We start from the raw sequence: 12450 nt of genomic DNA on the forward strand, positions 1-12450 counted from the left end.
AGCCCCTAAAAATAGTAAGATAAATAAAAAAGGAACGGATTTCCGCTCCTTTTTTATCTTTTTACGATTATCAATCCATTTCCCTTTTAGGCTCTACCAACATGATGTGGGATTCCTTTTCAGTGAAAGGTTTATGCTCAACGCCTCTCGGGACAATAAACATCTCGCCCTTAGAAATTTTCACCTGTCCATCACGGAAATCGATGAACATCTCCCCTTCAAGCACAATAAATAGCTTATCCGTATCAGGATGCTCATGCCATATAAAATCTCCATTAGCTTTAAAAAGCTGAATTTGATCATCATTCATTTCACCAATCACTCGTGGATACCAATAATCGTTAATTTTAGATAACTCGTCATTTAGTTTAATAGGTTGGTAATGGATAATAATCCCTCCTCATTTTTAACTTCCACTATATTACAATAATCTAAGTAAAAAAGTCGTCATTACGCTTAAAAAGAAAATGCTCCGGCCAGAACTTTTCATTCAGATAGTACAAAGGAGTGATTTCAATGAAAGTTCTTTCAATCCAATGTTTCCTTTAACTCTCCATAAGTATAGAACAGTGATTTTCAAATAAGAATGGACCCCTGTTGACATTAGTATGGATTATTGATGAACTTCTCGCGATATTTAGTAGGCGAAATGCCAACTCGCTTCTTGAAAACTCTACTAAAATAAAAAGGGTCTGCAATTCCAACAGCCTGCGAAATTTGTTGTACAGGCACACCACTTGTACATAACATTTTTTGAGCCATCTTTATACGATAGTTCAATAAATATTCTGCTGGCCCCATACCTGCATGCTTTCTAAACACGTAAGAAAGACGATTTCGATTAACATTATTTTGTTCTGTAAGCGTATGTATTGTAATATCTTTATAATAGTATTTGCGAACGTAACTAGATATTCGTTCGAATAAAGTATGCGACTCATAGTTGTTTTCTCTATTGACAACACTTAATAAAGCTTCATTCAACGCTTCGCGAAACAGCATTTCGGTCTGAAGCATCGAAATGCCTCCACGCTGATTATACACATCCCAAAGACGCATAAGTAATTCGACAAGACGAGGAGATTGTCCTGTTAATAATTCAAAATGCTGATGAGTAAAGCCAGAGTCTTCTCGTTCTGGATTGCTTATCTGATATAAAACAAGAATATATTCCCAGTTTATTTCACCAAGCATTTTATGGGCTAATGTCATTTTTGCACCCCCATGTATAACTTTTCCTGGGGAAAGGATATACGGCGTACCATTAAATTGAAATTGCGTCTTCCCTGTAAGTGGAAATACAAATCCTGGGAAAGAATCTGTAGACTCAGCACAAGGCACACCTGGATTTTTAGCATAACGATATACTCCTTCTACTCGGAAAGGATTATTGGCAAGATACTCTGCTAACTCATTCACGTCCAACTTCACAATGCACGCCTCATTTCAATAATAATTTTCTTGTAATTCGCGAGATTAATTGGTGTACATTCTGGGCAACGCTAAACTAAAAATAGTACATACGACTTAACAAGATCTGGTTATTAACCTATAAATATATTGTTTTTCATTTATTGACAAAAGTATCCTCCCTATATTATTGATAATGATTTTCATTGTAGTTTGATAAAAAAACATTTGTCAAGTTGGATGGCGTAGAAAAATGACGAAACAAGGGGTACAGAGGGACCGTTCTGTTGCAAATAATACCTGGTCTTTGTTAACTAATTCCCCTCAAAACTGGAATAATCATGTTAATAGTTGTAATGGCTTTATTTGTTACAGCACTTGCAGCATGTGGAAATAATCGTAATCCTGAAGAAGTTGCTACAGCGTATTTCGAAGATGGAAACAGCCTACTATCAAATTAAATGATAGTAGGCTGGCTGTTAAAATTATTTAAGAACTGGGTTATGTTCTAAATGATAAGCTTTCATTATCAAAAAGATTATTACTAGTCCCTCCACAAACAAAAACCCCCTATCACTTCGGTTCTAAATTTAGCACCTTCCCCTCTATTCCCTCCGTATTCAATGTAGTCGTATGATACGTTCCACTTACCCAATCATCTATTTGATCATGATACCAATCACTTCTAAAATGTCCCGATTGTCCTGGTCCCACTATATGATAACCGTTTGACATATCTTTCGTATCAATAATGAATCTCCAAGACGCTCCGTGATTTACAATGCCGTTATCGCCGTAACTCGCTGCTTGCACGGTAACTTGACTTCCACCAATCGGGACTGGTTTCTCACGATTAAAAGCGAGTAGTGCTAACATACTAGATGATTTTGAAATTGGATGTGTAAAAGCGAGTTGATGGTAATCGCCCCACTTCCACTCTCCAACATCCGGTCCATATTCCTTCTGCAATTTCTTCATTACATTCTCGTACGATGTATGCACAACTTTTGTGAAACCTCCGTACTTCGTAAACCACGCGCTATTTTCTCCCGCTACTTCTTTTCGAATCAATTCATCAACAACTTGTGACTTCCCTTCAAATAACTTCATTACATCTTTCGGTATTTCTTTTGAAAATAACGTATTTGAAATCTCTTTCATTAATAAATGGAATATTAATGGTGCCGCTTCATCTTTACTATCGTAAAAATTCCACTTTGTTAATTGGTTTACACCTTCTTTCTCTACCTCATTTAAAGATGCTTTATTTAACTCTTTTAAAAATATAGGAGTAAACTCTTTCCCGTATAAATTCTTTTGATCCATCTGTAACTCTTCTAAATCTTTCACCGTATACTTTTCCTTCTCTTGCAAAAATTCTTGAATACGCATTTGCCTATATGGCTGTGCCCACGTATTGCTAATATGGTACGGATAATCATTATCAACAATTTTATTATTCGCAGTTGAAATAAAACCTTCTTTCGGATTTATAACTTTCGGCAGCTGATCAAATGGAATATATCCTTCCCATTCATATTCATCTGTCCATCCTGGAACAGGCAAGCTACCATCGCCTTTTTTACGCACTGGTATATTTCCATTCGCTTTATAAGCAATCGTGCCATCGTTTGATGCAAACACAAAGTTTTGCGTTGGTGTATGGAAATCTTGAAGAGCGGTTTCAAACTCCGTCCAGTCTTTTGCTTTGTTCATATTTAATACAGCTTTTAACTCAGCTGACGGTTCTAAAGCTGTCCACTTTAAAGAGAATACGGTTTTCGTTTTCTCCTTTCCCTTATTCGCAAACTCTGAAATTACTGGTCCATGCCTCGTAATTGTAACGTTATAAGGAATTGTCTTCCCGCCTTTTACTTTAATAGACTCGTCTACAACGGTAGCTTTCTCCCATTTATCGTTATACAGAAATTCATTTTCATTATTAGGATTTCTCTTCTCAATATATAAATCTTGCACATCAGGCCCTGTATTCGTAACGCCCCACGCTATTTTGTCATTGTGTCCTAATATAACACCTGGTACTCCAGCGAAAATAACGCCACTCACATTTAAACCTTGCATTTCAAGTCTCGTTTGATACCAAATAGAAGGCGTCGCAAGAGATAAATGAGGATCATCTGCTAAAATTGGCTTACCTGATGCACTCTTCTCACCGCTCACAACCCAGTTATTACTACCGTTAAACTCCGGCGGAATTATCGTTTTTGAAAAACTTTGCGCTACGTCCACATTTGTATTTTTCAGTTCAGCTAGCAATCTAGGAGCATCTTTCGGATATTTAGGAAATAGCTCATTTGCTTGCTCTTTCGGAAGGTTTTTCAGCGCCCAATATCGAAACGCCTGTCCATGCCAATGTCCTCCTAAGTCAAACGCCATATACTTCCCGATCGTTAAAGTATCAACAATTGACCACTCAGCAGGTTCATAACCTAATATAGTAAACTCAACTGGTAATTTCTTTTCCTTTTTCGCCTCACGTATAAAAGCGTTCACCCCATCAGCAAATGACTGCAGGGCATATTTTGCTTCTCCATCATATTGACTAACTGAAGCTTCTGACGCTCGCCGTAAACCGAGTGTTCGAAACAATTTATCTCGGTCAACAGCTGCTTCCCCAACAACTTCACTTAACATACCAGAAGCTTGTCTTCTACTTAAATCCATTTGAAACAACCGATCTTGCGCTTGTACATACCCTTGTGAAAAATATAAATCATGTGCATTTTCCGATTTAATATGCGGGACACCTTTACTATCCCGCTTCACCGTAACAGCGTGTTGTAAATCCTCTAGCTTTATCGTTCCATCTATCTTTGGCATAGATTTCAGCGTATATATATTCAAAAAAATCGCAGCGGAAATAACTAACAGGAGAACGATACTACTAGCCCAAATAAAAATTCTTCTTCCCCTTTTTCGTTTCTTCTTTATAACTACCTCCATATAACCACCCCTTTCTCACACTATTCGCTTCTTTTTGAGAATGAACCTTTTAAAAACATTAAAAAACCCCCTTCATTTTCCTACCAATGAAGGGGGTCTTTCTTATCGTTTGCTACGCCAACTTTCATTATGCCCAAGATTTGCACCTGTCGCTACTTGCACATCATATAACATTTCACTAAAGAAGCGTTTATCTACTTCTTTTGGTACAATGCGTCTTTCATCATCAATTTCATCGTATTCATATGAACCACGATTCACTGTACCTGCTTTATAAAATTGAATGTCAAATACACATACATCTTCTTCATCTTCATAACCAATCGGCGCTCCGCTAAATGACAATTGCACTCCTAATCCGTTACAAGTATCTTCTTTGTAAAATATATAATACACACCGCCATCTTGAACAGATCCACGGATCCATCCAAGCTTCGTCATCTTACCGAATAACGAACGACCATTTAGTAAAATACCACCAAATCTCTCAATAGCACTCTCATCATTCTCTTCTACTACAAACACTGGACGCTCAATTTGTAGGAACGGCTGAACAATTCCCGCACTTTCTAATTGCTCTTTCCATAATTCCTTCTCCGCCCCAGACAATTCTAACGGATGAACGAAACCAATAACAGTGCCAAATGAAAGTTCATAACTCTTCCCGTCAATTGTACAGAACACGCCACCTTCTGCATAACGGAATGCGTTCAGCAACTTCCCTTCCTTATACTCACCCCAAATGAGTGAAATAGAAAATTGCTTCATAATTGGATTATCCATAAATACAGACTTCCATGCATTATGTGACCAATAACGCTTTAACGAAAGTGCCGCTTCCAATCGTTGTTTTTGCATTGAAAGAGTAGTTCGGAGTTCCTTCTTTAAAGAGGCTAATTCTTTTTTAGCCTCTTCAGCCTTTTCTACATCATCTTTTGCATTCGGCTTTGGAAGTGACTTCATACGTTTTCCTTCCTCTGTCTCTAATTCAATTTTTGACTCTGTAGTTAAAATGGCAGTAAAACTTCGATTCCCGAAATCAATTATCTTTTCACCATGTATAGTAAAGCCAAGGTCCGGCACCAATTGATCTTCCAGCTCTTCCTCTGTTATACCACGTGTTTTCGCAGCAAGACTTAGCGCTTCTTTTGCTGCATTACGTACTTGCTTATGTTTATATTTAAATGCTATTGCATGAATAGACATAAGTGCAAGCTTAGATGAAGACAAACCTAAAGCACGAACGGCATCCGCTGCTATCTTTCCTCTCATTTGAAGCACCCATTCATCAATTTGCTTTATAAGTATGTCGACCATTTTGTCGTCACTATACATTCCGTATAACGAAAGAATTCCACGCTTCTTCACATCTGCGTCTTGAGAAATCCATATTTGATATATCGTTTGCACATATTCTTTTAAGTCCTCTTCATTTAAAGCTCTACCAATTACTTCTGCCGTTTCTTTCTTCTCAATAACAGCATCTGAGATATACTGTTGTAAATAGGCTAACGGAATTGCAGCATCAGCAATTTCATTAGAGTCACGTAAACGGATTTGTGGCTCATCCCCAATCAATTGCAGAAGTGAATTTCTTGTTTGTTCCGTTAAAATACGTGCACATAGTTCTTCGATCTTTTCTTCCTCCGTTTGAAATAAAAACGAGAATTTTCCTGCGAAAGATTCATTTTTACTTTCTTGCAAAGCTTCCTGTACAAGTTTCGTATATTTTTCAAGCTTATACTCTATTAGTATTTTCATCACATTTTCACGAACAATCTTCTTTTTATTATGAAGTTCAACTGCTACATCCGCTGCAGCTTCTACATCTTTTGAAAGCAGTTTAACTACAGACTCACGCATTTTTTTAGATGAATCCCCTAAGCTTTTAATTAAAATCGGACGCATTTTAACCATGTTATCCTTTGCTAACTCTTCTAAAATATATGCTTTTGCCATAGCAGAATACTCATCAAACCGTTCAATTATATATGCTTGTTCTTTTACAATTACACAAACAAGCGCTTCCTTCGCCTTATTTCTCTCTTCACTGTAGCATGCAGCTTCTTCAACTGCATAAGCGATAAGTTTTTCCTTACTTAACCCATACGAAAGCAGATCTTCTAATACTTGTTTCGGCTCTACTCCTCTGACAGAACATTCGTAAAGAAGTTCGTATAAATTAACACTATCATCATCTCCAAACTGTAGTGTAAGTACAGCTTCCCTTTTCGCTACATCATCTATATCCCAAAGAAGCGCAACCTCTAACACCGGCATACCCCAATACATACTTCTATATTTCGGATTTTTAAGTATTTGCTTTATATCCTCAAGTGACAACTTCCCTAGTAAATAATCACAATATGTATCCCGCAATGTAGACAATTTAAATTGCAAAGCAGCAACAAAAAATTCTTCTCGCATTTTCCCTCTATTTAGCTCATATCCTTTTTCGGCTAGCGTTCGTGCGATGATGAGATAATTCATTTTACTTACATATTGCAAAGTTTGTTGAATAAATTCAGGATTTCCCTCCAACATAAAGCATAGCAATTCATATTCATACGTCTTACAAAAATCCTCACTATTCAAATCATGTTGCCTTAGACGATGCGCAAAAAATCTTTCCTTAGAAATCCAAAACTGTGTACAAAAACTTTGAATTTCTTCATATGTTTCTCTATTTACACTACCAGTTTTTTTGTAGTTTTGAGACTGACCAAGAGTGTGACACATATAACGTGTTGCATAGTTTATAAAACCCCAAACATTTTTCTTCGCCAATATCTCAATATATCGCCTCGCAACATTCGAATGTTTATGAACACAAAATAATAGCCGCCAAATATGTTCCGGTAAATTCCCACCTATAAATACTTCACTATCATCTTCACCTTTTAAATACCGTTTAACTGCTTCAACCTTTTCCTTTTCCCCTAGCAGTTTCAATATAAATTCTGTATGTTCTTCTAACCTCTTATTCAATAAAGAACTATATGTACGAAACTTTTCATACTCTACATCAAACATTACGAGAAGTAATGTTACTTGCTGTTTAGTTGGTAAAGTATGTAATTGTTCCTCTATATAGTTCGGTTTCTCTTTTGTTAACTCTCTAAGAAAAACATCTGCTTCATTGACGTAACTTGAAATACTAGATAAATACCTACATGCAATTGCTACAAGTTTGTCCAAAGGTAGTGCACTTTTTTCTAAATAAACCTTCATTTTAGAAAAACTGACATGCGCAAAACGGACTACAAGAACATTTAATAATTGCTCCTCGAGTATATGATAAAATAACCGAAAGAAACCCGGATCTTGTTTATGTACTTTCCTAAAATCGTTTATAAATCGCTCCGCAAAATCGCTTCTTTTTTGATCACGAATCGTCGTTAGTTCAATATCTTTTAAAATCTCTTCTTCTTTTGTCTGTATATATCGTAGTGCTAATTGTTCCTGTTCTTCTGTCATATTAATATATTGAAACAACTCAGATGTACTAGTAGTCAAACTTTGTACCCCCCGCATCTTTTTATCTATTATAAAAATACCCTTATTTAATGGTAGTATAGCATAAAACCCACAAAAAACGAACGTACATTCTACATTAAATTAATGTAAATTAAAATACACTACTCAACATACATTTCCTTCTCTCTAAACTTCCCATTACACACTTCTCCCCACTAAAATCCTTTAACTTTTTGCTACACCAATTCCTCAAAATCCCCTTCACATAAGCTAACGTTTTCTTATTATTTTCAAACGCAATTTTAAGTGCCTCTAACACTTTCTCTCCAGAAAATTTTTGTATCCAATTCTTCAATTCTTTCACAATATATGGGGATAAACTACTAATATTTTGTTCATAAAACTTATAAACTTCACTATTTGGAACGTCCTCTTCTATACTTTCTACCTCTTCCACTTCTTCTTTCTCTTCAATAACTACTTGTGAACTACTATTATCCTCTTCTTTTGGCATACCAAAATGCTGCAATAATAATGGAATCGTGTATTCTTCTTCAAGGCATTTACGTAAAAACATATGTATGAACTCATTACTTTTTACAGTCTTTAACTCACGTAATACGCACTTTTCTACATTCGTATTTGAAATAGGGTTATAGTGTAACCAGTTTATTATGAATACCTCTTTCGTTTCCGTATCATATAAAATCTTTCCATACTCAACAAACCTGTTTAGCAACTTCTCAACAGTCTCCATACTATAACCTGTTTCAAGCTCTGCCACACGCTTCGGTAATATGTAAATACCACATTGCTTCGTTTTCGTACCAGTTAACAAATATATGTAAAAATAACGCTCCTCTGGCGTTAAATCTAATATGAATTCATCTTGCCAAAAGTTCACCTGCACATTACGGTATACCGCCATATGTTTCCCTCCACTCTTTGCTAGTAAATAGGAAGATTTTAATCCTTCATTATAAAAATAGGAATGCGGGAATGGTTTTGGCATTCGAATTACAATTTTTTTACTACTACAACACCGGTTTCATTTTTTCGCGCTTGTTTTGTTCTTGTAGTTGTTATTGTTTTTGTTTTTTCTTAGTGATTTATTACTTGGTAGGGGCTTATGAGGGGCTTGGAAGGGCATTCTACATTACAATCTATCAAATACAATTGTTCTTCCTACTAAATAGGAGCTATTCCAAATTATTATTTTGGATAGCTCCTTTCAAATTCTTCTTATTTTTTTACTTCTACCAATGTCAGCTTCTACATACAATTTCTTCTGCTATTTGTGGGCAGTAACACTCTCATTTCAAAATTTGGTGAATAAACTGCTTGATTGCAATGCGAGTGGCCCTCACTGATTAAAGTTTCATTTTATTTTTGCATTGAATCTAACATCTTCACAATAAAGGCAGCCGCCTGACCACGAGTTGCTGTGCCTCGAGGATCAAACTCATTATTTCCAATACCATTAACTACCTTTAGACTGTATAATCGTTGAACCGATTCTTTGTATGTTATTAAATGCTTATCTGTAAATGGTAATGCTACTAACTCACCTGTAATTCCTTTATATCGTAATGCTTTGTCAATCATAATAGATACTTCTTCACGAGTAATTGGTGAGTTAGGATCAAAAATCCCTTCACCACGACCATTAATAATTCCTGCACTTGCACAACGTTTAATACCGTCATGAAGTGATGGATGTGCCTCATTAATATCTACAAATGACTTATTTCCCTCTGGTAGTTTAAGAGCATTCGAGATTAATTTCGCAAACTCCGCTCTCGTTACATTTCGATATGGAGCAAATACACCATTGCCTTCGCCTTGCATAATACCTAGACTGTTTAATTTACGAATATGCCCTTCAAACCATCCACCTGTAATATCATCTTTTGGTTTTTGTACTTCTTCCTTAGGCTTTTGTACTTCTTCCTTTGGTACATTGTAGTTAATTTTAATCCAACTTGGGTCATAGAAAATCCATTCTCCATTACCTACTTTATACCAACCATTTTTAACCGCTAATACTTTGTAACGATCTCCGTTTGAAGCTTTACGTACAACACGATGTTCAATACCCGCATCACTACGCACATTGATGCCGCTACCATTTACCACTAGTTCCATGCTAGGTTCAGCTGGATTATTTTCATTTGGATCAAATGATTCATTTTTATCTTGTAAAGGCGTATCAATCTGCGCATTTATATTTGCATACCATTGAATTCCTTGTACGAAACCAGCCCAATTACCACGTGAAATTAAAATATCAGGACATTTTTTCCCGCTCCATTGTTGATGCTTGTAAATATGATCTGCACCAATTCCTTCTTTGTTCATTAAATAACCTGCAAGTCGTTTTGCATTTTCTAACGCTTTATTGTAATCACCGTCTTGGTTAACCGCGATCTCAATACCGATAGACTCCCTGTTTCCAGATCCATCTCCATCTCCTGCATGCCAACCATTTTCGTTTGTTGGTAAGTGTTGATAAATTTGTTTATCGTCTACAGTAAAATGCCATGAAGCTGTTCGGAAAGTGCCTTCCGTTGCTTGCTTATATAAATATTTCGCATGATTTTCAGCATTAGCACCAGCGGCCGTATTTGCCGTCTCATGGATTGTAATGTAACGTGCTTTCATCGGATTTGCAGGACGAATATCAGAGTTTCCTGCTGGAACAATCCACTCTACAAATGGAACTCCTGCAAGTGTTCCATATTTCTTCGTACTCGGTGCACTATATTGAATACCTCTTGGCTTTACAACAGGTTTCATTTGACGATCAGATCCATCATTTCGACCATCTACAGATTCAAATGCCTTTTCAATGTTTGAAATAGCTTCCTTTTCTGCTACTTGCCCCTTCTTAGCATCTTGCATTTTGTTTAATTCTTCTGTTTCATCATGTTTATGCTTATATTCTTCTAAAAGAATTTTTTCATTTTCAGATACTTCTGCTTCGTTAACTTGTACATGATCAGGAACTTCCAACTTGAAATTAGAATAATTTAATCCGCTCGTTCCATTTTCTCCCTGGGCAATATTAAGTTGATCAGTTTGAGATTTGTTCAACTCTTTTGCTGATGCTGATAAAGGTACGCTCCCTAAAATCACTAGACTTGTTGATAGTGCGATTACTTGTTGTTTGATTGTCTTATTCATTATTATAATAGATACATACACATTCCCGCCGTGTATGTATCTCAACCTCCCTTTATTCTCACATTAATTTGTTAAAATATGAATCTACTATGTACTTCTAATATGACTTCTTTTTATTTACATATTTAAATAATTATATTTTATAACCATTAAGAAAATATTTATATGTCATCCCTACAGATGAATTTCATCTAACATACTTTTTACAAAATCCGTCAACAAACATTATTTTACAACTAATTACAAATACCGTCAAAAGCATTTGTACATACTGGCATGTTTTTAGGCTGGATCATTGAACATAATTTATTTAGTCAAGAATTTGAAGAAGAGTCTCCAGACGAAATTAATCAATTTAAACTTAGACAAATGACTGGCACACAAATTTATATAAACTGGGATGGCGTTTTAGCAGACAACATGTTAAATGATGAGGGCAACCAATTCGCAATGTACTACTTTAACAATAAGGATGAGTGGAAGTATATAGATGATTACTCAGGTATTTTTACAGACGATGGAGAAACTCTCTACCACGTGCAAGTTACTTGAGAAAATTATTTCAAATTAAAAGAAGTTATTGATAATAGCTATAATTTTTGGAAAGACAACTTACAAAATATATAATTATAACAAGTCGATTTCTTATTTTAATAAGGAATCGACTTTCTTAATATTTAATTTGCTGATTAACATCTCACTCAAAAATTATTTTACTAACGATACTATTATAGATACCGAATTATCTATAACGGAACGTTCTGGGCGTGATTTCATTAACACTGTTAATCCAATTAAGGACGTGACTAATGTTTGCGCTAATGCTTTAGCGTTCAAATCACTTTGTAGTTCTCCTGATCGAATTCCTTTCATGATTAATTCTTGAAAAATAACTGCAAGATACATTTGGTGTTCTCTAGTCAGTACTTCAAACTTTTCATTATGAGGAGCAAGCTCAACCATTGTGTTAATACAAAAACAGCCTTTACTGAACTCTTTTTTATATTCCTCTTCCACCATATTTTCAAAAAACATCCGAATTGCTTCTTTTACAGATTGTTCGTTTTGAAGTTTTGTTCGTATACGAGCCGCATGTAAATTTGTGTATCTCCTTAATGCCGCTTCAAATAAGCCCTCTTTATCACCAAAAGCTGAATATAAACTCGGTTTTTGTATTTCCATTCTTGCAGTTAGATCACTTAATGAAGTAGTAGCGTATCCTTTCTCCCAAAAAAGTTGCATAGCAGCATCCAAAGCTTTTTCTTCATCAAATTCGCGTAGTCGAGCCATTTAAAAATATCCCCTTCCTCTACATTTTTAGATTATAAACTAACACTTTATGTACCAATCAGTATATTATATATCGTATTAAATTATAAACGATGTGTCAAAGAAAACAGAATTAACTCAAAATAA

Annotated in this window: 7 protein-coding genes and 1 pseudogene; 1 reads left to right on the forward strand and 7 read right to left on the reverse strand. The window is 35.5% G+C overall.

Annotation, left to right across the window (positions count from 1 at the left end; all coding sequences use genetic code 11):
- Positions 1-70 precede the first annotated feature (70 nt).
- From AC0ONG_RS14715 to AC0ONG_RS14740, 6 genes are all read right to left on the reverse strand, one after another.
- Positions 71-310: a cupin domain-containing protein gene (locus AC0ONG_RS14715; RefSeq protein ID WP_000997179.1), complete on the reverse strand. Its 240-nt coding sequence runs from the start codon at positions 308-310 to the stop codon at positions 71-73.
- A gap of 293 nt (positions 311-603) precedes the next feature.
- The gene (locus tag AC0ONG_RS14720) at positions 604-1431 is read right to left on the reverse strand and encodes a helix-turn-helix transcriptional regulator (RefSeq protein ID WP_000762792.1); all 828 of its coding nucleotides are present in this window, start codon (positions 1429-1431) and stop codon (positions 604-606) included.
- 552 nt (positions 1432-1983) lie between these two features.
- Entirely contained in the window at positions 1984-4374 is a 2391-nt protein-coding gene (locus AC0ONG_RS14725) for a penicillin acylase family protein (RefSeq protein WP_127725876.1), read from the reverse strand.
- Between the two features lie 102 nt (positions 4375-4476).
- Entirely contained in the window at positions 4477-7890 is a 3414-nt protein-coding gene (locus tag AC0ONG_RS14730; protein ID WP_474203612.1) for a DUF4132 domain-containing protein, read from the reverse strand.
- Between the two features lie 112 nt (positions 7891-8002).
- The gene (locus tag AC0ONG_RS14735) at positions 8003-8779 is read right to left on the reverse strand and encodes a DnaD domain-containing protein (RefSeq protein WP_127725878.1); all 777 of its coding nucleotides are present in this window, start codon (positions 8777-8779) and stop codon (positions 8003-8005) included.
- Between the two features lie 455 nt (positions 8780-9234).
- Positions 9235-11034 carry an S-layer homology domain-containing protein gene (locus AC0ONG_RS14740; protein ID WP_033668942.1) on the reverse strand — a complete coding sequence of 600 codons (1800 nt, stop codon included), beginning with the start codon at positions 11032-11034 and terminating at the stop codon, positions 9235-9237.
- Positions 11035-11280: 246 nt separating this feature from the next.
- Here AC0ONG_RS14740 and AC0ONG_RS14745 point away from each other — a divergent pair.
- Positions 11281-11661, forward strand: a pseudogene (locus tag AC0ONG_RS14745) (DUF7832 domain-containing protein).
- An 81-nt stretch (positions 11662-11742) separates the two neighbouring features.
- On the opposite strand, the gene AC0ONG_RS14750 reads toward AC0ONG_RS14745, so the two are convergent.
- The gene (locus AC0ONG_RS14750) at positions 11743-12324 is read right to left on the reverse strand and encodes a TetR/AcrR family transcriptional regulator (protein ID WP_000113335.1); all 582 of its coding nucleotides are present in this window, start codon (positions 12322-12324) and stop codon (positions 11743-11745) included.
- Between the last annotated feature and the right edge of the window lie 126 nt (positions 12325-12450).

This window comes from Bacillus sp. TCT6 (assembly GCF_056033845.1).